Genomic DNA, 25,608 nt, shown 5'->3' on the forward strand with positions numbered 1-25,608 from the left:
ACTACAATGAAAACAAAAACAACAAAAATCATCTATTGGGCAGGCGCTATTTTTATGTCATTATGGTTTGGAGCCAGTGGTTTCTTTGAACTCACAAAAAATCCTGTCGTATGGAACATCACCCAACAGCTTGGTTATCCACCACATTTTATTTATATATTGGGTGTTTTTAAAATTTCGGGAGTTCTTGTTCTTCTTCTTCCCAACAGATTACTGAGGTTGAAAGAATGGGTATTTGCAGGAATGTTTTTCGATATTATTTTTGCTTTCTTCTCAAAAATTGCGGTACTAGGTTTTCCAGCTACAATAGATGCAATAATTGCGTTCTCTGTGCTTACAATGACTTACCTGATGTTCAGAAAAATGTATTCTCCCGAACTGGTATTTGGAGAGGCATAATTATAGTAAAACTCTAATTTTTTCTTATGTTCAAACATATCCTCCCGTTGCCCGGGAGGATATGTTATGTAAGGTTGATATTAATATATTTTGGCTAAAGCCGAATGGGTCAATTTTTATTGAAAAGCAAACTAAAGTCCGCTTCTATTGATTGAATTACTTTTTATAATTAACCACCCCGTCAAAAATTCTTTGAATTTTTGACACCCCTCCAGAGGAGGGGAATGTGTGACCACTTCATTACTATAGATTAAGATAACTTATTTCTGTTTCTCCCTAATCCCTCCAACCTATTACCTATTACCTATTACCTATTACCTATTACCTGCTCCCTAATTCATAAAACTTTCCGGGAACCATTCAAAAGCACCGGATTGTGTTTTTGTAAAGCCTAAGCCTGGCCATGGCAAATGACATGCAAATGCTCTGGTTTTAGTATCTGCCAATTGTTTCAGGAGTTCTTTTCTTGAAGCGGTTGCAATATCCAGATCGGTATCACCGAAGTAGCCCCATTCAGGATGTTGGAAAAGAATTACATCGGAATGAATCAAATCTGCAATGTAGATCAGCTTTTCATTCCCTGAAGAAAGAGTTGTCACTGTTAAGCCTGGAGTATGACCGGGAGCCAGCTGAAAACTGAAATAGTCATACAGCGGATTATTAAGGTCATAGAATTTAAGTTTCGGCTGAATAGTTTTCAGGATATTTTGAATGGCAGGAATAATCTGATTAAGCTGCTCAGGCTGTTTTTTCAAAGCACTATTATTAAAGTCTTTAACAGTAGCTTTCATCCAAAAGTCATGTTCAATTTCTGAAATGAAAATATTGGCATTCGGAAAAATCAGATTCTGCTTTTTATCAACCACTCCGCCAATATGGTCAGGATGTGCATGAGAGATAAAAACATCCGTAATATCTTTTGGTGAAAATCCTGCTTTTTGGAGACTTTTTAATAAAAATCCCGTTCTTTCATCAGCAAAAATACCCATTCCGGTATCTAACAGAATAAGTTTATTCTTTGTTTTAACCAATAGAATATTCATGGCCAGATCAATATAATTCTCCGGTCTGAAATTATTCTTAAGGATAGATTTCAACTCAGAAACAGTTCCTCTGGGAGCAAATGAGTTAAGGTTTTCTTCATGAATATATCCGTCTGTAAGAACAAACAGTTCCAGCTCTCCAAGCTTCAGTTTTTTAAATCCGGAAAGATCATCACCTGTTTTTTCAGATGCTTTTGGAGTTTCTGCCAGTACACTGGAAAAAGGAATCATGCTTAATGTTCCTGCCAATAACCCATTCTTTAATAGTTCTCTTCTGTTCATAATTTAGTTTTTTCATTATTTTATACATTCTCATTGAGAATTATAACAAAAAAACTGAGTTCCCATCATAAGCAGGAACTCAGTTTTATATCATAGTCTTTAGTTGTTCACCAATTTCATTGAACCTTCAGTGTATCTTTCCCCTACATTCGGGTATTTTTTCAGAATGGCATCAATAGTATCCAGATCTGATTGGGAAAGTTCTATATTGACGGCGGCAATATTTTCTTCAAGATATTTAATTCGTTTGGTACCCGGAATCGGGATGATATCATCTCCCTGATTCAATACCCAGGCCAGAGCAAGTTGTGTTCCTTTTACTCCTTTGGAAGCTGCAAGATCATTAATCTCATTGGCCAGTTTTGTATTATTTTCAAGATATTCCTGCTGATAACGCGGCAGAGATTTTCTGAAATCATCATCACCAAGATTCTGTACATCATAAATATTGGTAAAAAGTCCTCTTGCCAATGGAGAATAAGGCACTAAAGAAATTCCCAGTTCTCTGATGGTTGGTAAAATTTCTTTTTCAACATCTTTCGTAAGGATAGAATATTCTGACTGTAAAGCTGCAATTGGGTGAATTTTATTAGCTTTTCTGATAGATTCTGCTGAAGCTTCAGATAATCCGATATATTTCACTTTTCCTGCTTTTACCAACTCTGCCATTGCTCCTACTGTTTCCTCTACCGGAACATTAGGATCCACTCTGTGGGCATAATATAAATCAATAGTGTCTATTTTTAATCTTTGAAGACTTAAATCCACTGCCTTTTTTATCCATTCCGGAGAACCGTCAAAATAAGTTCCCGGAGCGCCACTGTGGCTTGCTTTACCATCTTTAAACCTGAATCCGAATTTGGTTGCAATAAAAATCTTATCCCTGTTTGGAACCAAAACCTTAGAAATCAGTTTTTCGTTTTCTCCATTGGCATACATATCTGCTGTATCCCAGAAGTTAACTCCTAAATCCAAAGCTCTGTGTAAGGTATTGATACTTTCCTGTTCATCTGTAGGACCATAAGCAAAGCTCATTCCCATACATCCTAAACCAATTGCTGATAATTGTTCGTCTGTGTTTCCTAATTTTTTAAATTTCATGATAGGTATGATTTAATTTTACAAGACAAAATTAGAACATGAAAAGGCCAATTCCGATATAGAATTCAAACTAAGAATTATAAAATTCAAACAATGTCCATTCTTAAGGCATTAGGAGTAATTCCGGTTTGTTTTTTAAAGTAATTGGTAAAATAAGCGGGCTCTTCAAAGCCCAATCCGTAAGCGATTTCAGCTACATTCCAATCTGTATGCTTCAGTAAAGCATTGGCTTCCTGAATAATCCTTCCGGTAATCTGCTGGCTGGTAGTTTTCCCCGTGATCTCTTTTACGGAACGGTTTAAAGAATTCACATGGATGGAAAGACTCTGAGCATAATCGTTAGGTGTTTTTAATTTTAAAAAAGCTTCGGGGCTGTCAATGGGAAACTGTCTTTCCAAAAGTTCCATAAATAAGGAAGCAACCCGCTGTGAAGCATTCTGATAAGGTTCAAAACTTTCTGCCGGCTGCATTCTCATCGTTTCATGAATCATCAGGTGGAGATAAGCTCTCAGCATATCATATTTGTGAATATAATCAGACTGAATCTCTGTCATCATTTTCGTATAAATATCAGAAAGTATCCTCTGCTGTTCTTCATCCACAAAGAAAACCGGAGTTCCTCCAATCTTAAAAAGCGGGGAATCCTGAAGATTTCCCATACGGCTTCCATTATGCAGAAACTGATCGGTAAACAGACAAAACCAGCCTTTCTGATCTTCATCATCTGCCTCCCAGGAATAAGGAATAATAGGATTTGAAAATAATAAAGCAGGCCGGTCTACTTTAATCCATTTATCTGCATAATGGAGTTTTCCCTTTCCTATGATCAGTGAAATCTTATAATAATCTCTCCTGCTATAAGGAGTCAGCGGAGAACAATATTCCCGCGAAAATACGTTGAAGTGCCCCATTCTGTTGACCCCAATACACTGTGATGCCAGATTGGGAGCATTCCTTTCATAAAAACCTTTGAGTGATTCGTGTGATTCCATAGATCAAAATTATAAAATTCAAACAAATTAATCACTAAAAACAATTCTGTTTAAAAAATAAAATGACTGACAAAGATGCCAGCCATTTAAAAGTGAATATATAGTTGATAATGGTCTAATCCCAATCGTCATCGTGGCCATGACCACGACCGTGATGTTTAGATTGTTTTTTATAGTATTTTTCCTGGTTTTTATAATATTTCTCCTGTTCTTTACGATATTTTTTATAATCGTTTTTATTTCTTCCGTAAACAATTACAGGATTTTGACCTCTGTAATATTTCTTTTTAAAAATGATATATTTTTCTCTACCCAGAATTCTTTCCAGCTCAGAATAACGGTCATTTCTCCATCTTCCCGGCTCTACTACATACACCCTGTTCCATGTGTCGTAATCACGGTATCGGTCATTGAGTACATAAATCTGATTGGCCTGTGTTGTAGACAGCAACAGATCGGCAACAACTCTTTGCCAGTTAATATCCGAAATACTTCTTCTGTAATCGTTATAATAGTCTGACTGGGCATAACTCAAGCTGAATGTCCCAACTAAAAATACTGTTAATAATAACTTTTTCATTTCATTCCCCTTTAAAATTAAACATGATGGCATAGTCAATTAAAGTGCCAAATATTAATTACAAATACTAATATTTGTTAATAAAATCCATAAACAACTGATTATCTTTCAAATATATCATACATTTTTTATGAAACTATTACCTATTAATCGTCCTGATATTATAATCAGAATACATCTCATTTTATTAAACAGAGATTTCTGATAAGTAAATAACAATCAGGAAATAAATATTCCCAATTTCAGCTAAAGCCATCCCCTGTTGAATTTTACCAACAAGATCTTTTATCTTTTATCTTTTATCTTTTATCTTTTATCTTTTATCTTTTATCTTTTATCTTTTATCTTTTATCTTTTATCTTTTATCTTTTATCTTTTATCTTTTCACGATTATGTTATAAATTTCGTTAAGATTCCTAAAAACTATTATTTCATATCATTAAATTTCGTAATTTTAATGGAGAGAATGTTTTTGGAAAATTCTCCAAGTTATTTTTAATCAACCAAATCTTAACATTATCATGGAAAATATAAAGTTTCAGGTATCTCCATATCAGGATGAATTGCAGCTATTTATTGATGAAAAAAAGGCAGGTTATATGTCCATAGAGGTTGACGGAAGACTGCTTATTGTGTATTACACGAAACTTGATGAAGAGCGTGAAGGAAAAGGATACGCCAAATTATTGCTGGATGAGCTGGTACGCTACGCAGAAGAAAAAGATTTGCTTGTAGACCCGGAATGTGATTTTGTGCGACAACAGTTTGAGAACCACCCTGTAAGATATAAAGATATTTGGCATGCCTGATCAGATTTCCCACCAGGCTGTAAATTGCTGTTCATGCTGATTCAGATCTACTACCTCTCCGATCATCGGAGTGAGGATATTCAGTCCTTTTTCTTTTCCAAGAGCAGTTATCTTTTGTAAAGGCTCATTCCATGGATGAAGAGCGAGTGCAAATTTGGCCGCATGAACAGGGATGATACGCTCCGCTTTGAGATCAATACAAGCCTGAATAACATCTTCCGGTAGTGTATGAATATACCTCCATGCTTCTCCATATTGTCCATTCTCAAGAATAGCAAAGTCAAAAGGACCATATTGCTCACCAATTGTTTTAAAATGGCTGTCATAACCACTATCTCCTCCTAAGAAAATTCTCTTTGTTGGTGTTATCAGGACATAGGAACTCCATAGCGTGTCATTCTGCCTGATTCTCCTTCCGGAAAAATGTCTGGCAGGGGTAAAAACAATTTTTATATCATTTTTCAGAGTCACTTCAGTTCCCCATTCTTCTTCAATAAGAGAGTTTTCAGCGTATCCCCATCTCTCCAAATGAGTTCCCACTCCCAAAGGTAAAATAGCCATTCCAGTTCTGTCTTTGATAGATTTTACTGTAGGGTAATCCAAATGGTCAAAATGATCATGGGTTATGACCAGATAATCAATATTAGGAACATCTTCAGGTTTAAAGATATCTGATCCTTTGAATGCCTTATTAAAATACTTAAAAGGAGAACCATATAAACTCAATACAGGATCAATCAGGAAAGAAATACCATCGGTCTGCAGATAATAAGATGAATGTCCCAGCCAGATAAACACATCGGTATTTTTATCTATATTTTTTAAATCGGTATGAAGAGATGGAATAGCTTTCAAAGGCTTCAGAAGGGGATCTTTTTTGCCTAAAAAGAAATCGTAAGTCACTTTCGACATTTTATAACCTTCTGCAATAGATGGAGTATGGCTGATATTCTGAAACTGTCCCTTTTTATAGAGTTTCGACTGTTCTATCCGCTTCAGCCTCTTCCCTTTTGGCACTCCGCCAAACGCTTTCATATTGATCACTATAAAAAAAGTAACCGTTAAGACAACGATAGTCGTAATAATCCAATAAATCATCTGTACAAAATAAATATCAAATGTATTGACTTTTGCCTTTAAAAGAAAATTTATTCCGTTTCAGTGCATATTTTAACTAAATTTATCATGTATTTTGGAAAATTTATTATCCATTTAAGTCGTGGTTAATTTTAAACTTTCTATTTTAGCACCTTAAAAAACTCAGATATATTGAAAAATTATTCGGTAATATTTCTTCTCGCAATACTTTCGTCTTGTGCCTCTATAAGAAAACACAACGAACAGCGGGCTTCATGTATTCCACCGGAGCAACTCAAAGAGGATGTGGACTTTGCTTATTCAAAATTACAGCAAATGCATCCCCAATTATACTGGTATATTCCCAAGAAGGAATTGGAACATAAACTTGACAGTCTTAAACAGACTCTCACTGAATCTCTTACTCCTCTTCAGTTTTATTTTAAACTTCAGCCTGTTATTGCAGGAATCCGAGAAGGACATCTTTCATTGAGAATTCCCAGAAAGAAATTTACCAAAAGAGAGTTTAAAAGACTGGAAAATCAGAAAGGAATGTTCAGCCGTTTTGAATATTATATAACAGGCGATCAGATGTATATTATTCAAAACAGAGATTCTATTGAGCATATACAACCCGGAACTGAAATTTTATCAATTAACAATGTTCCTGTTTCAGATTATATAAAAAAGTACAGAGGTCTGATCAGCAGTGACGGTGACAATACAACTTTCTATCCCTATTTTTTAAAAGATCTTTTCTTTAATTTTTATACTGCAGAGAATGGTTTTGGGAGTAAAGCAACTCTTGAAACACTTTATCAGGGAGAAAAAAAAACATATACTTTAAGCCGAGAAATAAAATCTGACTCCGATCTTGAGAAAGATAAGGAAATGAAGAAAAAGACACTGGAAAAGAAACTGAACGATTACGTAGCTTCAAGTAATTCTTATAACAGAAGTTTTAAATTCCTTGATAAAGACAGCACTATCGCTTATATAAAAGTACAGAGTTTTTCCAGAGATTATTCTGATAAGTTTTATAAAAAGACCTTTGCTAAGATCAATAATGCTAAAGCTCCCTACCTCATCATCGATGTCCGAAATAATTATGGCGGCTCTCTCTATGAGATTAATAACCTGTATTCCTATCTGACGGATACCCCTTTTACTCTCATTAAACCTTCTCAGGTAACGTCAAGAGATACACCGCTGCGTACAAATTATTTCAGAAAAAGCAACCCTTTAGAATATGCTCTTAAAAGTATTGCTTATCCAAGTTATTTCTTCGCACAGGCTTTCAGCACGTATAAAAAAGACGGAAAGGTTTTCTATAAAATGAAAGCTGATAAACCTACAAAACCTAATAAGCAGGCTTTCCACGGAAAAGTTTTTGTATTGATCAACGGGGGAAGTTTCTCAGCATCTTCTATTATTACCGCCAAGCTTAAGAATGACAAAAGAGCAACACTTGTGGGTGAAGAAACCGGAGGTGCCAATGACGGCACAGTAGCAGGTTTCTATTCTTATCAGAAACTTCCTAATTCTGAAATCAGGTTCCCCATCGGATTACTTCTGGTACAGCCTAATATCAAATTTTCAGACTCAAGGAAAGGCGTTGTACCTGATGTAGTGGTTACTGAAAGCATGCAGGATATCATCGACAAAAAGGACCCACAGCTGGATTGGATAAAAAATGAAATTGCCAAGGAAAAAGACAATAAAGGACAATAATCTATAAAGTTTCGGCGGGCTTTCAGCCCGCCGAACTCTTTTTTATCTTTTCAACTCTTCCAAAAGATTTTCAATATGCTGCATGTATCTTCCGTAATAACGGTGAAACCAGAATTTTCCGGCCAGATAGAGTAAAAACAATCCTCCAATTACAGAACCGATTAAGATTACTGCAATTTTCATTTCACTCAAAGGTTTTGGCCACGGGATAAATTCCAGGACAATGAGGATTTCGCATACCAGAAATGGTGCAAAACTGATATAATATGAAAGATAATACTGTTTATTCAGATTCAGCTGCATCACCAGATCTTTCAGAGAATCGTAGGTCTTGGGTGCAGGATTACTGATTTCATTATACAATTTAAAAAACTTACTGAAAAAGAAAACGGTAACAATAAGCATGGAAGCAATTAAAACCGTTATGTACAGTTGAAGTTTGAATGGTCTGCATACAGAACACACCAGAAAGGCGAAAACAAAAATCCCTATCACCCACCAGAATTCTACACGCATGTTTTTACGTATTTTTTCAAGGGGAAGATTCAGTTTATTTCTTTGTTCTATACTTATTTCAGGAGTTTCCTCCATAATATCTTCATTCCAGGTATTTTTCAATTCATCGATATTCATTGGATTACTGATTTTAATGTTTGTTGGTTTTTATTTGGCTTAAGATATCTTTAAGTTTATTTTTTGCGCGGTTCATTTTCACTCTTACATTTCCTTCAGAAATTCCCATCTGCTCTGCAATCTGCCTTCCTGAGAAATCTTCCAGATAGTAGAATATAAATGCTTTGTCAATAGGATTGAGTTGATGAATAGCCTTATACATTTCAGCCAGACGTTCTTCTTTCCGGTAATCATAGTCTTCCTGTACAATGATATGATTGGAAAAATCTTCATGGGCAATAAAGCTTCTTCTTTTTTCTGATTTAAGGAAAATAATGGCCGTATTTAAAGCGATTCTGTACAGCCATGTTGAAAATTCGCTTTCACCTCTGAAACCAGGAAATGCTTTCCAGAGCTGATAGGTAATCTCCTGAAAAAGATCATCCCGATCATCCTTTTCAGTCATGTACATTTTAGAAATCTTAAATAGGATTCCTTTATGCTGTTCAATTTGACTTATAAACTCTTGTTCTAATGAGGTCATGATTTGTTACTCTATAGAGTTAGTTTTCGTTTAAAAAAATTGTTACAGTATTTTACAAAAAAAATAAAAACCCGACAGAAAATAATTCTTGTTCGATTTTGAATCTTTAAAAATGTTTCTCTTATTGATCCGTACCGTTAGTACATAAAAAAAGAACCTGATATGGAAAATAAGGTTCTTCGTATATACTATAAAGTTCAGTTTTTATTTAAAATCTAAGAAGTCATCTTTTTCAAGATAATGGTTCAGGGCATCAATAAGCTGAGATGAAGTGATGCCGGTATACTGCCGAAAAGCAAGATCCACCACATCCTGAATATTCTCATCAGAACACATATAGCTCAGTTTATTTTGAAAAACAAAATCAGGTAAGATTTCATTATCATTCTCACCAATATCCAAAGGATCACCGACAAAAATTTTCATTTCCGGTTCAAACTCATCTTTAGAAGAGTACACCGCATAATTATAATCCGGATCAAAGGAAGTCTTCCGATCTTGTTTATTCTTTACAAGCTCAAGAAATTCTTCTATGGGATATACTTGATTTTTGATCTCATCCATGTTACAGTTTTTTACCTCAACGTCTTAAAGATAGTAAATTAAAAGAAAACAGAGCAATTTCTAATTCAACTGGTCTAAAGCCTTCTGCAGCGCTCCTATATCAAGAAAATGAAATTTGGCACCAATCACAATAACGATCAAAAGTACTGCTGTCAAAAATAAAATGATAAAAACATACATGGAAACAAACCAAATAACGGTATTCAGTATATTTCCTTTAATGCCCATTTTATTCATAAAAAACCTCTGAGAACGTTCAAACCAGGTCTTTTTCTTTTCACGTTTTGGGCCTGTTTCAATTCCGTTCAGTTCATCTACAAGCCGTACCACATCATCAATATACCTTCCATACATATAATAGATCCAGTATTTGATAATAAAAGCAATCAGCAACAAGGTAATCAGAAGACTGATTCCGAAGATGGCCAGATTATACTCTTTATCAAAATGAAAATTAATTCTGATCAGAGACAACAGAAATCCAAGAGGAATATAGGAAATATAATAGGCTATATAAATTTCTTTCGATATGAGAAGCTGAGTTTTAAGATTGAACAAATCATAATTTGTATTGATACTATTCTTTTGAAGCAGCTTATACAATTTCAGAAAACGGGAATAAAAATAGACGATAATAACAATGGTCAGGATGGTGACAAATACAGATATGTTTTTAATATTAGAATCAGCAGAAGCAAACGGGAAATTGGTTAAAAGTAAAGGCAGCGTTACAATCATCAGCCAGAACTCGGTTTCCATATTTACTTTCAGCATCTGTAACGGGGAATGTATTTCCGTCTGTTTTTCAAGAGAAATTTCAGGAGATTCCTGTCCTGTATCTTTATTCCAAAGTTCTTTAAAGTTTTCTAACTCCATTGTTTTATCTTTTAATGAGAACCCGCTCCTTGTTTGGTAATAATCTCTTTCAGCTTCTCTTTTGCCCTTTTAAGCTTTACTCTTGTATTTACTTCTGTAATTCCCAGCTGAACAGCAATTTCTTTTCCGGAAAAACCCTCCAGAAAGAAAAATATAAGAGCTTTATCAATAGGGCTCAGCTGGTGGATTGCTTCGTACATCAGCTTCATGTTCACATCATCCGTATCATTATAAGGTTCCTGCCGGGCACTCAGCCCATCTACATTCTGATTCTGTATAAAACTACGTTTTTTTTCACTTCGCAGGAAAACAATTGCTGTGTTGAGCGCAGTTCTGTACAGCCATGTAGAGAAATCACTCCTCTTTTGAAAATCACCGTATGATTTCCAGGCCTGGTAAATGATCTCCTGATAGAGATCATTCTGATCGTCCTTATTATCCATATACATTTTAGAGATCTTGAAAACAACACCTTTGTGCTTTTCAATTTTCTCTAAAAATTCTTTTTCCGGTGAAGACATGATTTACACACTGATCCTTAAATGATATTTACAAAAAACATCATTTTTATTATAACATAAACTCTATTTCCGGCATTAAGTTAAAAAAATCCTCAACAAACGAAGAAGTTTATTGAGGATTTTTATTTATGTTAAATACGATACTGTCAGAATCAGAAAATATAATCTGTACTTAAAAAGTTAGAATCATGTTCTCTTACGATAGTATTCAGCAACTCTTTGTTGGATTCTGTCAGTTTTGCAGCCACTAAAGACCGAATTGAGAAGGAACGAAGCGCATCAAAAACAGAAAGCGTTCCTTCCGCACTGTCTTTTCTTCCGGTAAAAGGGAAAACATCCGGACCTCTCTGCGCCTGGCAGTTGATATTGACACGGCTTACAAGATTTACAAACGGATCAATCAGCCTTGCTACTTCCTGTGGATCTTCACTGAAAATACTTACCTGCATCCCATGTGAAGCGTTCACCTGATACTCTATAGGTTCTTCTATATCTTCAAACGGAACAACAGGGATTACCGGACCAAACTGTTCCTCATGATACAGTTTCATATCACTGTTTACCGGATAAACTACCGCCGGAAAAACAAATGACTCATCCGTATAGCCTCCGTCTTTATTCAAAACAGCAGCACCTTTCTGTAAGGCATCATCAATACATTCTTTCAAATAAGGAGGTTTATTGACTTCCGGAAGCGGCGTTATCCTCACATCTTTTTCCCATGGCAATCCAGGTTTCAAGGCAGAAACAGCTGCACTTAGCTTTTCTGTAAACTCTAAAGCAATTTCTTTTTGAACAAATATCAACTTCAGTGCCGTACATCGCTGTCCGTTGAAAGAAAGCGCTCCCAGAATACACTCGCTCACCGCTACATCCAGATTTGCATTTTTGGTAACGATCGCAGCATTTTTAGCATCCAGACTCAGAATTGCTCTTAAGCGGTTTACTTTCGGATGCAGTTTTTTCAAGCCATTAGCCACTTTACTTGATCCGATGAAGGCAAGAACATTTACTTTCCCGCTTTCCATGATAGGAGTGATGATTTCTGATCCTTTTCCGTATAATGTGTTCACCGTTCCTTTCGGGAATGCTTCTTTAAAAGCGTTTAATAAAGGATAATGAGCCAGTACACCATGTTTCGGAAGCTTAAACAGAATAGTATTTCCCATGATCAGAGCGGGAATCAACGTGGTGAAAATTTCATTCAGAGGATAATTGAATGGCCCCATACTCAAAACCACTCCCAAAGGAGCCCTTCTGATTTGTGCAATGGTTCCTTCTGCCTGCTGAAAGCGGGAAGATTCTCTGTCCAGATCCTTCAGAGCATCAATAGTTTGGTTGATATAATCTACAGTACGGTCAAATTCTTTAGTAGAATCCGCCAGCGTTTTCCCGATTTCCCACATCAGTAACTTAATGATCAGATCTCTTTGCTGGATCATCAGGTATACGAACTTCTGCATGCATTTTATACGCCCTTCCACAGACATAGTCGGCCATTCGCCAAGACCATTATCATAGGCTTTTACACAGGCTTCAAGGACATCCATTGCTTCCTTCGGACCAATATTCGGGATGCTGCCCAAAAGTTTTCTTTCTAATCCGTTTTCTGTGGGGATGCATACCGGAGAATAGATTTCGGTAACATCTCCGTCCCATTCTACCAGCTCGCCATTCAACAGATAAGTTCTCTGGTGAATCACCGGAACTTTATATTCTTCGGGAATTTCATTTTCACTCTTAAAAATGTGATGGAATGATGCTGTATTTTCTGAACTCATAAATCTTTCTATTTTTTTATGTGATAAGATTGAGACGATCTCAAAAGTGTCATTCTGAATGAAATGAAATGTAGTGAAGAATCTACATATCCAAGCATCAATAAGATTCTTCCTTCGTCAGAATGACAAAAGCCAAACTATTGACTCTTGAGACAGCCTCGTTTAATAATATAAAGGTAGAAGTAAAATCTTTTGAAAGAAACAATCTCACAATAGATTTGATCTATTTGAATTAAAATTAATCTCAGCTCCTGAAAAAAAGAATAATTTAGCTGAAAAATAAAATTTCATGTTTTCAAAATTAGTTTTCAGTACACTATTGTTCTTCTCTGCAATGGGCATTGCACAAAAATCTAAAGCAACCAATACGGTTTTAATGGGAGGAAAAGAAGTACATACTTATGCAAAATTACCGGCACTGAATAAACCGGCTCCTAAATTTACCCTTACCGATGTAAATTTGGATGACCAGACTCTGGAATCCTACAAAGGCAGATATGTCATTCTGAATATCTTCCCGAGTGTAGACACAGGCGTATGCTCTGCATCTGTACACCATTTCAACGAAGAGGCAGGTAACCTTCCCAATACAGTAGTGCTTTGTATCTCCAAAGATCTTCCGTTTGCACAGAAAAGATTCTGTGGTGCCGAAGGGATTAAAAATGTAGTGATGCTTTCAGATTTCCGTTCAGACTTTGGATGGAACTATGGGGTGGAACTGGTAGATTCTGCAATGAAGGGCCTTCTAAGCAGAGCGGTTGTAGTAATAGATCCTTCCGGAAAGATCATCTATGAAGAGCAGGTGCCTGATATTTCACAGGAACCGAATTATGAAGCAGCTATTGCAGCGGTGAAATAATACATATTATTTAATATAACAGAGACTCCGGCGATCTTCGATCGCCGGAGTTTTTATTTCGTTATTTTCTTTTTAGTAGTAATTACTACTACTCCACCTTTTGCTTTTTCGCCATACTTTGCAGATGCAGAAGCTCCCTTCAGAACATTCATTGTTTTTATAAGATAAGGATCCAGCGCTTTTACTTTTTCATAATCACTTATTTTTCCATTTACTACATATATAGGTTTATATACTCTTCCACTTGAAGGGGCTCCACCAATGCGTATACTGTTATTATCTGTAGGAGACTTCCCAATTACCCCTGACAATTTTGATACAAGTTCTATTCTTTCTTTTTCTTTACTTTCTGATAAAACACTGGCAGACACTACCGAAACATAACCAAGGGATTTCTTGTCTCTCTGAGTACTGAAAACAACTTCCTGCATATCTTCAGTCTTTAGGGTATCACAGGTTTTATTTTGCTGTGCATTCACACTTACAATACCTCCTGTTGTAAGGATAGCGCCTACCGCAAATTTTACAAAAAGAGTATTGATATAAGAATAATGCAGCTCCCTGTTGAGTTGTGATGGATTAAAATTTCCACAGATCTCTTCCGAAGCTTTGGAAAACACATCAATAATATCATCATCCGAAACTTTCCTGAAGTCTCGTACCGTTTTGGAACAAACAGCACAGAATCTTCCTTTTTCGTCTGGTGACATCGTATTCCAGTTTTCATGACAAGGTTTGGGTATCGTAATTTTCATAGTGAGCTTTTATTATAAAGATGAGCTTATAGCAGATAAGGTTGGAAAGAGTTGTGAAATTTTCTGACATTTTAAGTTTTGTTGAAAAATTGCTTACATAGTCTTACTACGCTTTCACCTTGTCATTCCGAAGGAATCTAAACTCTTATTTTTTTCATCAATCCAAAAGCTTTCACCGCAGAGATTCCTCCGGAATGACAATGAGGACGGGAAAAGTTCTTCCTTGATTGTGTAAACAATACTATTAAACACATTTTAAATATACATAACGTTGTCATTCAGAGCGAAACGAAGTGAAGCGTGGAATCTAAAACTACTTGATAAAGCAGAGATTCCTACGGAATGACAAACTGTATGGATAATCTAAGCGCTCCTTTTTGTCTTTCCTGAGGAATCTAAACTCTTATTATAAAAAGAAATAAAAATAGAAAACCTGCTTCACAGCAGGTTTTCTTTATATCTAAAATATTTTACAGTAAATTTTCATCTACAAGGTTCGGAAGAGTTACTTTCAGGTTGGGTTCTACTTCCATAGCTCTTTTAATAGCGAAAATAGCGCCTTCGTTTCTGGCCCAGCTTCTTCTTGAGATTCCGTTGTTTACGTCCCAGAAAAGCATAGACTTTAGTCTTCTGTCGGCATCATCGCTTCCATCCAGCAGCATTCCGAAACCACCATTGATCACTTCTCCCCAGCCTACTCCACCACCATTGTGAATGGAAACCCACGTAGCCCCGCGGAAACTGTCACCAATTACATTGTGAATGGCCATATCTGCAGTAAATCTTGATCCGTCATAGATATTGGAAGTCTCTCTGTAAGGAGAATCCGTCCCGGAAACATCATGATGGTCTCTTCCTAGTACCACAGGCCCTATCTCTCCGTTTTTAATAGCTTTGTTGAAGGCTTCTGCAATTTTCATTCTTCCTTCTGCATCTGCATAAAGGATTCTCGCCTGCGAACCTACAACCAATTTATTTTCCTGAGCCCCTTTGATCCACTGGATATTATCTTTCATCTGCTGCTGAATTTCTTCAGGAGAGTTTTTTACCATTTCTTCTAATACTGCACACGCAATATCATCTGTTTTCTGCAGATCTTCCGGATTTCCGCTGGAACATACCCAACGGAACGGCCCAAAGCCATAATCGAAACACATAGGTCCCATGATATCCTGTACATAACTCGGATATTTGAATTCTCTTCCTAATGTAGGATTATCTGCCATTACATCTGCTCCGGCTCTGGAAGCTTCCAGTAAAAAAGCATTTCCGTAATCGAAGAAATAGGTTCCTTTTGCTGTATGTTTGTTGATGGCTGCCGCATGTCTTCTCAATGTTTCCTGAACTTTTTCTTTGAATAATTCAGGGTTTTCAGCCATCATTGTATTAGATTCTTCAAATGTCTGTCCTACCGGATAATACCCTCCAGCCCAAGGATTGTGAAGTGAAGTCTGATCTGAACCGATATCAATTCTTAAGTCTTCCTGATCGAACTTTTCCCAAACATCAACAATGTTTCCAAGGTAAGCCAGAGAAACAGTTTCTTTATTAGCCTGTGCTTCTCTTACTCTTTTTACCAGTTCATCAAGATTTTCATAGATTTCATTTACCCACTTCTGATCATGACGGATTTTAGTGATTTTCGGATTCACTTCTGCACATACGGTTACACAGCCTGCAATATTACCAGCTTTTGGCTGAGCTCCGCTCATTCCTCCTAATCCTGAAGTCACGAAAAGGCCTCCTTTCGGTTCTTTTTTTATTTTTCTGAAAGCATTCAACGCTGTAATGGTTGTCCCGTGAACAATTCCCTGTGGGCCAATATACATATAGCTTCCGGCCGTCATTTGTCCGTATTGGGTAACGCCTAATGCATTGAATTTCTCCCAATCATCCGGCTTTGAATAATTTGGAATCATCATTCCATTGGTTACAACAACTCTTGGTGCATCTTTATGAGACGGGAACAATCCCATTGGATGTCCGGAATACATCACCAATGTCTGCTCGTTGCTCATTTCCGACAGATATTTCATCGTCAGCAGATACTGAGCCCAGTTAGAGAATACAGCTCCGTTTCCACCATAGGTAATCAATTCGTGAGGGTGCTGTGCTACTGCATAATCCAAATTATTCTGAATCATCAGCATAATAGCTTTTGCCTGCTCAGATTGTCCCGGATAATCTGTAATAGGTCTCGCCTTCATTTCATAATCCGGACGGAAACGGTACATATAAATTCTTCCGTAATCTTCCAGTTCCTGCTTAAATTCAGGAATCAGTTCTGCGTGAAACTGAGGATCGAAATAACGTAATGCATTCTTCAATGCCAGTTTTTTCTCTTCTTCTCCTAAAATTTCTTTACGCTTCGGAGCATGGTTGATATTGGTTTCGTATGGTTTTGGTTGTGGCAGCTGACTAGGAATCCCCTGCTGTATCTGTTCTTGAAATGTCATATTACTATTTAAAGGTCTATTTTTAAACAATGTTTGAAGTTTTAAAGATATTCAAATTAGAAAATATAGGCAAGAGGAGAAGGGAAGAATGGTTTAAAGTTTAAGGTTTAAGCAAAATTATTGAACACGATATCAGTCACAATCTGATATTAATATTATATTTGAATAAACATGCCTCAATTCCCCTCTTCCGGAGGAGTGGATTTCAAAGTGCAAACTTTGAAAGACGGGGTGGTTAAAAACACAATAATGAAAGAAATCCCCACCATCATCAATGGAATTCCGATCCATAGGAATTTCGTTGAAAATCTACCTTACAATCCCCATTTAAAGTTACTATTAAAAGAAAAGCGCAAAGCCCGTATTTTGGGTGAAGTAATATTCTGGAAGAAAGTACGTGCAAAAATCTTTCATCATATTGATTTTGAAAGACAAAGGATTATTGGAAATTATATTGTTGATTTTTATATAAAAACTTTAGGACTTATTATTGAGATTGATGGTTCAATTCATAATGAAAAACAGGTTTATGATGGGATAAGAGAAGAATATCTTGAATCTCTGGGACTGCTGGTTTTCAGAATTAGTGATTTTGATGTGAGAAATAATTTGGGTGTGGTGATGAAGGAACTGGAAGAATTTATTATACTTCATTACGGAAACCACCCCGTCTTCAAAAATTCTTTAAATTTTTGAATCCACCCCTCCGAGGGAGGGAATTGCCTTTACTAATATTAGTCGTTATTCAACATAAAAAAACCTCACTGAAATTCAGCAAGGTGGTTTTTTTTATCGTAAAAATTTAAGTTAAAACATCATCGTTTTCTTCTTCATGATCATCTTCATTATCGCTGAGACTCCAGTAGTTGTTCTCTTCATCTTCTTCCCCTATTTCTTCCATTTCATCATCGTCATCTATTCCGGGGATATCTAAGCCCTTATCAATTTTATCATCATCAAAATCTTCATCTAAAATAGGATTTCCGTCTCCATCAAGCGAAATATGTTTTTCTCTCTTAAATATATCTTCGTTAGGGTTATAATCCATCTGTTCTAACCTCTTGTTCTGTTGATTAATATTTTTCTCTGGTGCCATAATATTTAAGATTTTAGGTTTATATATTTAGAACAAAAATAATTCCAAGTTATGATGAATGAGAAGAATAAACGTCAGGATTTGCACAATGAGGCATTTTTTCATCTTTTGAAAAAGCGATGATATTTCCTGCAGCCAGTCTTGCCATCCCGTTTCGGGCTTCGATAGTGGCAGAACCAATGTGTGGCAGGATACAAACACTTGAAAGTTCAAGAATAGGATCATCCGCTGACATAGGTTCGGGGTTGGTAACATCAAGACCAGCGCCCCATATTTTTTGATCAACCAATGCCTGATACAAATCTTTTTGATTGTGAAAGCCTCCTCTGGCAGTATTGATGAAAATAGCATCCGGTTTCATCTGTTCAAATATGGACTTATTAAATAATTCTTTATGGTCAGGGGTAAAATTGGCATGAACACTCAATACATCTGAGTTTTTGATCAGCTCTTCAAAAGAAACATAAATTGCTCCCAATTCCTGTTCTGCTTCTTCATTATGATGGCGGTTATGATAAATGATATTCATTCCAAAAGCTTTTTTGGATTTTTCAGCCATTTCATAACCAATACGACCGAGCCCGAAAATACCAAGGGTTTTTCCATAAAGTTCCTGACCTAAAGCATGCAGAGGATCAAATGCTCCCCAACTTCCGTCTTTTACTTTCCGGAAATTGTAGCTTGCTCTTCTCGCCACCGACTGCATGAGTAAAAAAGCGACATCTGAAGTGGCTCTGCTCAAAACATCAGGAGTATTGCCCACCGGAATATTCCTGTGAGTAGCTTCTTTGATTTCCACATGATCAAATCCCACAGAATATAAAGCAATGGCTTTCACATTCGGGCAGGCTTCAAAAAAGTTTTTGTCATATTTAAATTCTGCCCCAACACTTAAAATGGTATCGGTATTTTTACAGTAATTCAGCCATTCTTCATAAGAAAGGTTTTCTTTTTCCGGAATTGTAATTTCCAGTCCTGCTTCTTTCAGCATTTTAATTCCTGCTTCGGGAATTCTTTTATTGATAAAGACTTTCATTGGTATGGATTAAGGATTGTAAATAAAAAACCTCACTCGCAAAAAGTAAGGTTCTGAACTTTAATATTAAAAATTATTTCTTTTCATCTGAATAGTCTCTGTTCTTCTCCAGGCTTCAGAAGCAATTTCCTGAATTTCTGTCCAAACTTCTTTCGCGGACTTTTGAGTCTGTGCCATAAATCCTTGTTTGGTTGCTTCCTGATTCCTGCTTTTCATGTCATGAATGTAATCTTTTGCCTGCTGGGAATAACTTTCTACGCTATATCCCGGATTATTACTGAGGTTTTTCTGAAGATTACTAAAATCATGTGACGCTTTGAATCTGTTCGTGTCCATAATATAGATTTTAGTGATTGGGTTCTCGTATGAGTCCAATTTTCATTCCGAAATGAGTTAAAATATTTTAAATTTTGACTAAAGCCAGTTGAATTTAATGTAAAAAAAAACGGACTAAAGTTCATTCCTATTGATGGGATTGGTATTCGGCAGAACTGGTGTTTGAGACCAGCCCTTCTACCAATTCCGTGATTTATTGATTGGTATTTCCAAGCATAGGAACAAATTTATAAGCCCCGAATTCTTCTTTTTCAAATTCTGTAGGACCTATTTTGGTAAATCTGTATAAAACCTGTTCATCCGTAGGTCCCAATGGAATCACCATTATTCCTCCGATGTTCAATTGTTTTAAAAGCTCTGTCGGTAATGTAGAAGCGCCACAGGTTACAATGATTTTATCAAAAGGAGCAAAAGTAGGAAGTCCGGCAAAGCCATCTCCAAAGCTCTGAAATTTTGGAAACAAATGAAGTTCTCTGAGTTTCTTTTTGGAAAAGTCGAACAGGTCTTTTTGCCTTTCAACTGTATATACATGAGCTTTCATTGCCATTAAAACAGCAGTCTGATATCCGCATCCGGTACCAATTTCCAGAACTTTTTCGCCTGGTTTTACCTGCAGCAGTTCAGATTGCTCTGCCACCGTTGAAGGGTGAGAAATGGTCTGATGTGCCAGAATGGGAAATGCCCTGTCTTCATAGGCAAAATCTTCAAAGATACTTTCGATAAAAAGGTGTCTTGGAACTTCACTCATTGCCGAAAGTACATTTTCGTCCGAAATTCCAATTCTGTATCGAAGGTAATCTACTAAAATCTTTCTTTTTCCTTTATGTACAAACGAATCCTGCATTTGACAAAAGTAAGAAATTAGATTTTAGATTTCAGAAATCGTATGAAAGAATTATCCACAAAAAATAGAGCACTCTAAAAATGACCGCTTTATTCTTATTTATCAATTCCATTTTATCGGATAAGGTCCATAAAAATCGCTGAAGGTATTATCTGCACATCTTTTTCTGACAAAAAAGTTATAGCTCATTGTTTTACTTAATCCTATATAAACGGCTTTTTGGCCTGTTACTAATTCCCCACCTGCCGGTGGTGCAGAACTGATCGTTAAGACAGTTTCATACATAGAAATCACATCATTTTCCCAGGATACTGTAGCGTCAAAAGTAGAAGAATAATCAGAAGAAGTCGTTTTTGAATACGTTGCATATCCCGGTTTTACACAAGTTGTCGTATTACTGGCCACAACAGTAATGGGTCCTGCCCAATTGCTCCTTCCATTGGCTGTTCCGCAATTTTTTCTTACGTAGAGATCATATTTATTATTCTTATACAATGGAAGACTATAGGAATTCTTATAAGTTACAACTGCGGTTCCTTTTCCTAAAGAGAAACCAGGCTCTCCATACTGTATTTCATAATATCCTTCGCCCTGGCTAATCATATTCCAGGAAAGCAGGTTATTTCCTTTTTCAAATGTCAAATTTGTTGGAGTTCCACATTGAGCCTGCGGGTCATATGGACTATCTCCTATACATCCGGCAGTACATAATCCTAAGATGAGTAATATCGAAATTATTCTTTTCATGGTTATTTTTCTGACCGTGAATTTACTGCAATTTCTTTAATGAATACATGCTTTCAATCTTAAATATCTCCAAGTGAAAAGTCATGTATTTTATAAATGTACATTCACTATATTTACAAAAATTTAATAAAGCTATGTTAAAAGCAGGTTTGGTAGGTGCCGGACACTTGGGAAAAATACATTTAAAACTTCTTAATCAATCAGATAGATATGAATTTGTAGGTTTCCATGATAAAGATGTTGAAAACGGAAAGAAATTAGAAGCCGAATTCGGATATAAATATTTTGAAAATTTTGATGAATTGCTTGAGCAGATTGACATGCTTGATATTGTCACTCCTACAGTTTATCATTACGATTATGCTTTAAAAGCCATTGAAAAAGGTCTTCATTTCTTTATTGAAAAACCGGTAACCCAGACTCTTGAGCAAGCAGAAGAAATTTTACGTTTATGTCAGGAAAAAGGAATTAAAGCACAGGTAGGGCACGTTGAGAGATACAATCCGGCTTTTATTGCCACTAAGGAATATATCAGCAACCCGATGTTTATTGAAATCCACAGACTGGCAGAATTTAATCCCCGCGGAACAGATGTTTCTGTGGTACTGGACCTTATGATCCATGATCTGGATATTTTATTGAGCATGGCTAAATCTAAGGTTAAAAACATCCATGCAAGTGGTGTTTGTGTAGTAAGTAAAACTCCGGATATTGCCAATGCAAGAATAGAATTTGAAAACGGATGTGTAGCCAACCTTACAACTTCCAGAATTTCTATGAAAGCCATGAGAAAAAGCAGATTCTTCCAGAAAGATGCTTATATCTCTGTAGATTTCCTTGAGAAAAAGGCAGAGGTTATCAGAATGAAAGATGCTCCTGAAAACCCTACTCCATTTGATATGATCATTGAAAATGCAGATGGAGAAAAGAATCAGATTCTGTTTGAATACCCAAATATTCAGTCTAACAATGCTATTTTGGATGAGTTGAATTCTTTTGCGGATGCCATCACAGGCGATAAAAATGTAGAGGTTTCTCTTGAAGACGGTACTGAAGCGTTGAAAGTGGCTTTGGAAATTATGAGGCTGATCAGCTAAAAATAAAAATATGCTGTTTTATCACAGCTATACCTACAGTGCTATCTTATAATCGAAAGAATGATTATGAGATAGCATTTTTAATTTTCAATAGCTTATTCCAGATATCAGGATTTTTAAATTTCAATAAAAACTTTTCGTTAAAAATTACTGATTTATCAATAAAAAATCCGTTTCAAAACAAAAAAACAATATATTTGAACAACAATTCAATAAAGTATTGAAAAATTTTGTTTTACATATATGGATACCTGACATAAATGATCTGAATACAGATTCATTTTGTAATGTCGCCATTCATTATAATCTCTAATTTCCATACTATTTAATCCATTGAAATCATTATGAAAAGAGCTATTGTAATATCCGCACTTTTATTGTCTCAATTTGGGACATCACAATTGTTAAAAACTTCTGGACGGAAGATCGTTAATGATAAAGGTGAAAATATCCAATTGAGAGGTCTGGGCCCCGGCGGCTGGATGCTTCAGGAAGGTTATATGCTGAAAACGGCTGACTTTGCAGGTCCCCAGTATAAGATTAAGGAGAAAATTGCTGAGTTAATTGGTGAGGACGGAATGAATGAGTTCTACAAAGCTTATCTGAAAAACGGAATCACCAAACAGGATATTGATTTTCTGGCAAAAGCAGGATTCAATTCAATACGACTTCCTATGCATTATAATCTTTATACACTTCCAATTGAAAAAGAAGCCGTAAAAGGAAAAGATACATGGCTGGAAGAAGGCTTTAAAATGACCGATGATCTGCTTCAATGGTGTGCTGCCAATAAAATTTACCTCATCCTGGATCTTCATGCAGCTCCCGGCGGACAGGGAAATGATGTCAATATTTCTGATAATGATAAATCTAAACCTTCGCTTTGGGCCAATGAAGAAAACCAGAGAAAGACTATAGCTCTCTGGAAAAAACTGGCTGAACGATATAAAGACAGTCCATGGATTGGAGGTTATGACCTGATCAACGAGCCTAATATAAATTTCACAGGCAAAAACCCGAATGGTACCGACGAAATGTCAAATGCCCCGCTTTGGAAACTTCAGAAAGAAATCACCGCTGCAATCAGAGAGGTTGATAAAAAGCATATTATTTTCATTGAAGGAAACGGCTGGGGAAATAATTATAACGGACTGCCGGCTATCTGGGACAACAATATGGCTTTCAGCTTTCATAAATACTGGAATTACAATGATGATCAAACCCTGAAATTTGCGTTGGATCTTCGGGAGAAACACAATATGCCCATCTGGCTTGGTGAAACAGGTGAGAATTCCAATGTCTGGTTTACTGAGCTTATTCAGCTTTTGGACAAACATAATATCGGGTATGCGTTCTGGCCGATGAAAAAGATTGATAATATTGCCGGAATCACCAATGTCAAGATTACACCTGAATATGAAAAGCTATTGGATTACTGGAAAAACGGCGGTGAAAAACCTTCAAAAGAATATGCAAAAAAAGCATTGATGCAGATTGCTGACAACTACAAACTGAACAATACGGAAGTCAAAAAAGATGTTATTGATGCCATGTTCAGACAGACAACGGATGCTTCAACAAAACCATTTAAAAATCATCAGGTTCCGGGAAGAATATTTGCTTCGGAATATGATTTGGGTAAAATGGGTTCTGCTTATCTGGATAAAGATTTCATTAATCTTTGGGTAAGTGATCCTGCAAAAAGATCCGAATGGAACTCCGGACAGCAGATGAGAAATGATGGTGTGGATATTTATAAGTGTAATGATAAAATTACCAATCAGTATTATGTGGGGAAAACAGAATCCGGAGAATGGCTCCAGTATACTGTTCAGTCAAAAGGAGACAAAAATTATACGTTTGACATCCGTTATTCAGCAGCCAGTGATTCAAAAATAAGGATTGAAACGGCTTCCGGAAAAGTTTTAGCTTCGGTATCATTGGCTTCTACCGGAGGAAATGAGAACTGGAAAACGATTTCCGTAAAGAATATCGGCCTTCAGAAAGGGGAAAACAAGGTCAGAATATTCTTTGAAAATGATGGTGCCAATCTGAATTATTTTGAAGTAAAATAGTAATAATTATCTTAAATTGCAGCTCTCTTTTGGTGTTCAAAAGAGAGCTTTTTAATTTCGGTATTATGAAAAAAACAGCATTTCTTTTTCTTCTAATTTCAGCATTCACATTTGCTCAGACCTCACTATTGGAACAAAAAATACATTCAATTCTTAAGAACAAAAAAGCGACGGTGGGAGTTTCTGTTCTGGGTTTTGAGAATAGTTTTAAATATGATAAAAATTCGGATAAAAAACTTCCGATGCAAAGTGTGTTCAAATTCCATATTGCAGCCGCAATTCTGAATTCTGTAGATCAGGGAAAGCTTTCGTTAGATCAGAAAATTGTACTGAACCAATCAAATTTACTTGAAAATACATGGTCTCCGCTTCGGGATAAGTATACGGGAAGTAATGTTGAAATTCCGTTAAGTGAAGTGATTGAATATACTGTTGCCAAAAGTGATAATAATGGCTGTGATATTCTTCTCAAGCTTTTGGGAGGAACTCAGCCTGTACAGAAATTCATGGATTCCAAAGGAGTAAAGGGTTTTCAGATCAAGTATAATGAAGAGGCGATGCATAAAGACTGGAAAGTTCAGTATGAAAATTACAGCACCACAAAATCTGCAGTTGATGTCCTGAAAAAGTTTTATGACGGCAAATTATTATCAAAAAAATCTACAGATTATCTGATGCAAGTAATGCTGTCTACTTCAACAGGATTAAACAAAATGGTAGAACAACTTCCCAAAAATACTCCTGTGGCCAGAAAAACGGGAGCTTCCGGAAAAAATAACGCAGGTTTAACAGGGGCAGAAAATGAAATTGGCATTGTTACTTTACCCAATGGAAAACATTATGCATTAGCTGTATTTGTCAGTAATTCAATGGAAACGGATGCGGTAAACTGCAGGATGGTTTCTGATATTTCCAAGGAGGTTTGGGAATATTTTAATAAATAAAATTTTAAGCTTATTTTTAAAGCGATTTTTAACATGAAAAAAATAATAGTAACAACGGCTCTGCTGGCTTTCACATTCTTTTACTCGCAGAAGAATCAGAATTATTTAGAGATCAGCTACGGAAGCGTATGCTGTGGTCCGCCATCTGATAAACCTGTCATCAGCTATCTGAAAGAATTTAAGAATAAAAGCCGGGTAAAAAGTCTGGAAATCCTTTTACAGAAAGGCAGAGGCAGAGAAGGTGAATTCACATTATATGTTGGTACTGATTATCTTACTAAAAATCAAAAAAGCCGTCTTATAAGAGGATTAACGGCTACTGTTTCTAATCAGAACAACAGTAAGAAAACCCAAAGTACAGGAACCGTTTTCTTTGATTCGGCAACGGTTGTTTCTCAGGCAGATCTTATTGACGTAAAAAATTTAACTATCTATAAAAAATAAAGGAAAA

The 25,608-nt window shown here is 36.1% G+C and carries 27 protein-coding genes; 9 read left to right on the plus strand and 18 right to left on the minus strand.

Annotated elements, in window-relative coordinates; translation table 11 throughout:
* Nucleotides 1–6 precede the first annotated feature (6 nt).
* Complete coding sequence (locus FW780_RS05845) at nucleotides 7–399, plus strand: DoxX family protein (protein WP_149832634.1); 393 nt, start codon at nucleotides 7–9, stop codon at nucleotides 397–399.
* Between the two features lie 332 nt (nucleotides 400–731).
* On the opposite strand, the gene FW780_RS05850 is transcribed toward FW780_RS05845, so the two are convergent.
* From FW780_RS05850 to FW780_RS05865, 4 genes are all read right to left on the minus strand, one after another.
* The gene (locus FW780_RS05850; protein WP_149832635.1) at nucleotides 732–1,724 is read right to left on the minus strand and encodes an MBL fold metallo-hydrolase; all 993 of its coding nucleotides are present in this window, start codon (nucleotides 1,722–1,724) and stop codon (nucleotides 732–734) included.
* A 99-nt stretch (nucleotides 1,725–1,823) separates the two neighbouring features.
* The gene (locus FW780_RS05855; protein ID WP_149832636.1) at nucleotides 1,824–2,825 is read right to left on the minus strand and encodes an aldo/keto reductase; all 1,002 of its coding nucleotides are present in this window, start codon (nucleotides 2,823–2,825) and stop codon (nucleotides 1,824–1,826) included.
* A gap of 86 nt (nucleotides 2,826–2,911) precedes the next feature.
* A complete protein-coding gene (locus tag FW780_RS05860; RefSeq protein WP_149832637.1) occupies nucleotides 2,912–3,817 on the minus strand; it encodes a helix-turn-helix domain-containing protein in 906 nt (301 codons plus the stop codon).
* 115 nt (nucleotides 3,818–3,932) lie between these two features.
* On the minus strand, nucleotides 3,933–4,397 hold the full coding sequence (locus tag FW780_RS05865; protein ID WP_149832638.1) for a hypothetical protein: 465 nt from the start codon (nucleotides 4,395–4,397) through the stop codon (nucleotides 3,933–3,935).
* Nucleotides 4,398–4,918: 521 nt separating this feature from the next.
* Here FW780_RS05865 and FW780_RS05870 point away from each other — a divergent pair.
* Nucleotides 4,919–5,206, plus strand: coding sequence for a GNAT family N-acetyltransferase (locus FW780_RS05870; RefSeq protein WP_149832639.1), 288 nt, complete (start codon nucleotides 4,919–4,921; stop codon nucleotides 5,204–5,206).
* Here the strand turns inward: FW780_RS05870 and FW780_RS05875 are convergent, their stop codons facing one another.
* On the minus strand, nucleotides 5,207–6,304 hold the full coding sequence (locus FW780_RS05875) for an MBL fold metallo-hydrolase (RefSeq protein WP_149832640.1): 1,098 nt from the start codon (nucleotides 6,302–6,304) through the stop codon (nucleotides 5,207–5,209). It lies immediately after the preceding gene.
* Nucleotides 6,305–6,475: 171 nt separating this feature from the next.
* Between FW780_RS05875 and FW780_RS05880 the strand changes: the two genes are divergently transcribed.
* Nucleotides 6,476–8,014: a S41 family peptidase gene (locus FW780_RS05880; RefSeq protein ID WP_149832641.1), complete on the plus strand. Its 1,539-nt coding sequence runs from the start codon at nucleotides 6,476–6,478 to the stop codon at nucleotides 8,012–8,014.
* A 42-nt stretch (nucleotides 8,015–8,056) separates the two neighbouring features.
* Here the strand turns inward: FW780_RS05880 and FW780_RS05885 are convergent, their stop codons facing one another.
* The 6 genes from FW780_RS05885 to FW780_RS05910 form a co-directional block, all read right to left on the minus strand.
* Nucleotides 8,057–8,647 (minus strand): hypothetical protein, encoded by a 591-nt coding sequence (locus FW780_RS05885; protein WP_149832642.1) that lies wholly within the window; start codon nucleotides 8,645–8,647, stop codon nucleotides 8,057–8,059.
* A gap of 13 nt (nucleotides 8,648–8,660) precedes the next feature.
* On the minus strand, nucleotides 8,661–9,170 hold the full coding sequence (locus tag FW780_RS05890; protein ID WP_149832643.1) for an RNA polymerase sigma factor: 510 nt from the start codon (nucleotides 9,168–9,170) through the stop codon (nucleotides 8,661–8,663).
* 204 nt (nucleotides 9,171–9,374) lie between these two features.
* Complete coding sequence (locus FW780_RS05895; RefSeq protein ID WP_149832644.1) at nucleotides 9,375–9,734, minus strand: DUF7716 domain-containing protein; 360 nt, start codon at nucleotides 9,732–9,734, stop codon at nucleotides 9,375–9,377.
* A 60-nt stretch (nucleotides 9,735–9,794) separates the two neighbouring features.
* Nucleotides 9,795–10,610 carry a hypothetical protein gene (locus FW780_RS05900; protein ID WP_149832645.1) on the minus strand — a complete coding sequence of 272 codons (816 nt, stop codon included), beginning with the start codon at nucleotides 10,608–10,610 and terminating at the stop codon, nucleotides 9,795–9,797.
* Between the two features lie 11 nt (nucleotides 10,611–10,621).
* The gene (locus FW780_RS05905; RefSeq protein ID WP_149832646.1) at nucleotides 10,622–11,131 is read right to left on the minus strand and encodes an RNA polymerase sigma factor; all 510 of its coding nucleotides are present in this window, start codon (nucleotides 11,129–11,131) and stop codon (nucleotides 10,622–10,624) included.
* Nucleotides 11,132–11,283: 152 nt separating this feature from the next.
* A complete protein-coding gene (locus FW780_RS05910; protein ID WP_149832647.1) occupies nucleotides 11,284–12,912 on the minus strand; it encodes an NADP-dependent glyceraldehyde-3-phosphate dehydrogenase in 1,629 nt (542 codons plus the stop codon).
* Between the two features lie 289 nt (nucleotides 12,913–13,201).
* Here FW780_RS05910 and tpx point away from each other — a divergent pair, with 289 nt between their 5' ends.
* Nucleotides 13,202–13,771 (plus strand): thiol peroxidase, encoded by a 570-nt coding sequence (gene tpx, locus FW780_RS05915; protein ID WP_174774445.1) that lies wholly within the window; start codon nucleotides 13,202–13,204, stop codon nucleotides 13,769–13,771.
* Between the two features lie 53 nt (nucleotides 13,772–13,824).
* Here the strand turns inward: tpx and FW780_RS05920 are convergent, their stop codons facing one another.
* Together FW780_RS05920 and FW780_RS05925 are read right to left on the minus strand one after the other, a co-directional pair.
* Nucleotides 13,825–14,526 carry a TonB-dependent receptor plug domain-containing protein gene (locus FW780_RS05920; protein ID WP_149832648.1) on the minus strand — a complete coding sequence of 234 codons (702 nt, stop codon included), beginning with the start codon at nucleotides 14,524–14,526 and terminating at the stop codon, nucleotides 13,825–13,827.
* A gap of 470 nt (nucleotides 14,527–14,996) precedes the next feature.
* A complete protein-coding gene (locus FW780_RS05925) occupies nucleotides 14,997–16,982 on the minus strand; it encodes a urocanate hydratase (RefSeq protein WP_149832649.1) in 1,986 nt (661 codons plus the stop codon).
* 249 nt (nucleotides 16,983–17,231) lie between these two features.
* Here FW780_RS05925 and FW780_RS05930 point away from each other — a divergent pair, with 249 nt between their 5' ends.
* On the plus strand, nucleotides 17,232–17,678 hold the full coding sequence (locus FW780_RS05930) for an endonuclease domain-containing protein (protein WP_149832650.1): 447 nt from the start codon (nucleotides 17,232–17,234) through the stop codon (nucleotides 17,676–17,678).
* Between the two features lie 106 nt (nucleotides 17,679–17,784).
* Here FW780_RS05930 and FW780_RS05935 read toward each other — a convergent pair whose 3' ends face one another.
* From FW780_RS05935 to FW780_RS05955, 5 genes are all read right to left on the minus strand, one after another.
* The gene (locus FW780_RS05935) at nucleotides 17,785–18,078 is read right to left on the minus strand and encodes a hypothetical protein (protein ID WP_149832651.1); all 294 of its coding nucleotides are present in this window, start codon (nucleotides 18,076–18,078) and stop codon (nucleotides 17,785–17,787) included.
* 49 nt (nucleotides 18,079–18,127) lie between these two features.
* The gene (locus tag FW780_RS05940; protein WP_149832652.1) at nucleotides 18,128–19,114 is read right to left on the minus strand and encodes a 2-hydroxyacid dehydrogenase; all 987 of its coding nucleotides are present in this window, start codon (nucleotides 19,112–19,114) and stop codon (nucleotides 18,128–18,130) included.
* 66 nt (nucleotides 19,115–19,180) lie between these two features.
* The gene (locus FW780_RS05945; RefSeq protein ID WP_241676852.1) at nucleotides 19,181–19,450 is read right to left on the minus strand and encodes a prevent-host-death protein; all 270 of its coding nucleotides are present in this window, start codon (nucleotides 19,448–19,450) and stop codon (nucleotides 19,181–19,183) included.
* A gap of 193 nt (nucleotides 19,451–19,643) precedes the next feature.
* The gene (locus FW780_RS05950) at nucleotides 19,644–20,294 is read right to left on the minus strand and encodes a protein-L-isoaspartate(D-aspartate) O-methyltransferase (protein ID WP_149832653.1); all 651 of its coding nucleotides are present in this window, start codon (nucleotides 20,292–20,294) and stop codon (nucleotides 19,644–19,646) included.
* A 102-nt stretch (nucleotides 20,295–20,396) separates the two neighbouring features.
* Nucleotides 20,397–21,041 carry a hypothetical protein gene (locus FW780_RS05955; RefSeq protein ID WP_149832654.1) on the minus strand — a complete coding sequence of 215 codons (645 nt, stop codon included), beginning with the start codon at nucleotides 21,039–21,041 and terminating at the stop codon, nucleotides 20,397–20,399.
* A 134-nt stretch (nucleotides 21,042–21,175) separates the two neighbouring features.
* Between FW780_RS05955 and FW780_RS05960 the strand changes: the two genes are divergently transcribed.
* The 4 genes from FW780_RS05960 to FW780_RS05975 all read left to right on the plus strand — a co-directional run bounded on the left by FW780_RS05960 (nucleotide 21,176) and on the right by FW780_RS05975 (nucleotide 25,601).
* On the plus strand, nucleotides 21,176–22,138 hold the full coding sequence (locus FW780_RS05960) for a Gfo/Idh/MocA family protein (RefSeq protein ID WP_149832655.1): 963 nt from the start codon (nucleotides 21,176–21,178) through the stop codon (nucleotides 22,136–22,138).
* A 344-nt stretch (nucleotides 22,139–22,482) separates the two neighbouring features.
* Nucleotides 22,483–24,213: a cellulase family glycosylhydrolase gene (locus FW780_RS05965; RefSeq protein WP_149832656.1), complete on the plus strand. Its 1,731-nt coding sequence runs from the start codon at nucleotides 22,483–22,485 to the stop codon at nucleotides 24,211–24,213.
* 65 nt (nucleotides 24,214–24,278) lie between these two features.
* Nucleotides 24,279–25,157, plus strand: coding sequence for a CGA/CIA family class A beta-lactamase (gene bla-A, locus FW780_RS05970; RefSeq protein WP_149832657.1), 879 nt, complete (start codon nucleotides 24,279–24,281; stop codon nucleotides 25,155–25,157).
* Between the two features lie 33 nt (nucleotides 25,158–25,190).
* The gene (locus FW780_RS05975) at nucleotides 25,191–25,601 is read left to right on the plus strand and encodes a hypothetical protein (RefSeq protein WP_149832658.1); all 411 of its coding nucleotides are present in this window, start codon (nucleotides 25,191–25,193) and stop codon (nucleotides 25,599–25,601) included.
* The last annotated feature ends 7 nt before the right edge of the window (nucleotides 25,602–25,608 follow it).

The organism is Chryseobacterium sediminis, assembly GCF_008386505.1.
Lineage (GTDB): Bacteria > Bacteroidota > Bacteroidia > Flavobacteriales > Weeksellaceae > Chryseobacterium > Chryseobacterium sediminis.

What these genes read in the sequence shown, in the direction of transcription:
- FW780_RS05965 (WP_149832656.1), top strand. Translation starts at nt 22,483, where the DNA reads ATGAAAAGAGCTATTGTAATATCCGCACTTTTATTGTCTCAATTTGGG.
- FW780_RS05870 (WP_149832639.1), top strand. Translation starts at nt 4,919, where the DNA reads ATGGAAAATATAAAGTTTCAGGTATCTCCATATCAGGATGAATTGCAG.
- FW780_RS05935 (WP_149832651.1), bottom strand. Translation starts at nt 18,078, where the DNA reads ATGGCACCAGAGAAAAATATTAATCAACAGAACAAGAGGTTAGAACAG.
- FW780_RS05845 (WP_149832634.1), top strand. Translation starts at nt 7, where the DNA reads ATGAAAACAAAAACAACAAAAATCATCTATTGGGCAGGCGCTATTTTT.
- FW780_RS05960 (WP_149832655.1), top strand. Translation starts at nt 21,176, where the DNA reads ATGTTAAAAGCAGGTTTGGTAGGTGCCGGACACTTGGGAAAAATACAT.
- FW780_RS05975 (WP_149832658.1), top strand. Translation starts at nt 25,191, where the DNA reads ATGAAAAAAATAATAGTAACAACGGCTCTGCTGGCTTTCACATTCTTT.
- FW780_RS05925 (WP_149832649.1), bottom strand. Translation starts at nt 16,982, where the DNA reads ATGACATTTCAAGAACAGATACAGCAGGGGATTCCTAGTCAGCTGCCA.
- FW780_RS05875 (WP_149832640.1), bottom strand. Translation starts at nt 6,304, where the DNA reads ATGATTTATTGGATTATTACGACTATCGTTGTCTTAACGGTTACTTTT.
- FW780_RS05950 (WP_149832653.1), bottom strand. Translation starts at nt 20,294, where the DNA reads ATGCAGGATTCGTTTGTACATAAAGGAAAAAGAAAGATTTTAGTAGAT.
- FW780_RS05855 (WP_149832636.1), bottom strand. Translation starts at nt 2,825, where the DNA reads ATGAAATTTAAAAAATTAGGAAACACAGACGAACAATTATCAGCAATT.
- FW780_RS05895 (WP_149832644.1), bottom strand. Translation starts at nt 9,734, where the DNA reads ATGGATGAGATCAAAAATCAAGTATATCCCATAGAAGAATTTCTTGAG.
- FW780_RS05940 (WP_149832652.1), bottom strand. Translation starts at nt 19,114, where the DNA reads ATGAAAGTCTTTATCAATAAAAGAATTCCCGAAGCAGGAATTAAAATG.
- FW780_RS05865 (WP_149832638.1), bottom strand. Translation starts at nt 4,397, where the DNA reads ATGAAAAAGTTATTATTAACAGTATTTTTAGTTGGGACATTCAGCTTG.
- FW780_RS05945 (WP_241676852.1), bottom strand. Translation starts at nt 19,450, where the DNA reads ATGGACACGAACAGATTCAAAGCGTCACATGATTTTAGTAATCTTCAG.
- FW780_RS05920 (WP_149832648.1), bottom strand. Translation starts at nt 14,526, where the DNA reads ATGAAAATTACGATACCCAAACCTTGTCATGAAAACTGGAATACGATG.
- FW780_RS05890 (WP_149832643.1), bottom strand. Translation starts at nt 9,170, where the DNA reads ATGACCTCATTAGAACAAGAGTTTATAAGTCAAATTGAACAGCATAAA.
- FW780_RS05905 (WP_149832646.1), bottom strand. Translation starts at nt 11,131, where the DNA reads ATGTCTTCACCGGAAAAAGAATTTTTAGAGAAAATTGAAAAGCACAAA.
- FW780_RS05930 (WP_149832650.1), top strand. Translation starts at nt 17,232, where the DNA reads ATGAAAGAAATCCCCACCATCATCAATGGAATTCCGATCCATAGGAAT.
- FW780_RS05850 (WP_149832635.1), bottom strand. Translation starts at nt 1,724, where the DNA reads ATGAACAGAAGAGAACTATTAAAGAATGGGTTATTGGCAGGAACATTA.
- bla-A (WP_149832657.1), top strand. Translation starts at nt 24,279, where the DNA reads ATGAAAAAAACAGCATTTCTTTTTCTTCTAATTTCAGCATTCACATTT.
- tpx (WP_174774445.1), top strand. Translation starts at nt 13,202, where the DNA reads ATGTTTTCAAAATTAGTTTTCAGTACACTATTGTTCTTCTCTGCAATG.
- FW780_RS05860 (WP_149832637.1), bottom strand. Translation starts at nt 3,817, where the DNA reads ATGGAATCACACGAATCACTCAAAGGTTTTTATGAAAGGAATGCTCCC.
- FW780_RS05900 (WP_149832645.1), bottom strand. Translation starts at nt 10,610, where the DNA reads ATGGAGTTAGAAAACTTTAAAGAACTTTGGAATAAAGATACAGGACAG.
- FW780_RS05955 (WP_149832654.1), bottom strand. Translation starts at nt 21,041, where the DNA reads ATGAAAAGAATAATTTCGATATTACTCATCTTAGGATTATGTACTGCC.
- FW780_RS05910 (WP_149832647.1), bottom strand. Translation starts at nt 12,912, where the DNA reads ATGAGTTCAGAAAATACAGCATCATTCCATCACATTTTTAAGAGTGAA.
- FW780_RS05885 (WP_149832642.1), bottom strand. Translation starts at nt 8,647, where the DNA reads ATGAATATCGATGAATTGAAAAATACCTGGAATGAAGATATTATGGAG.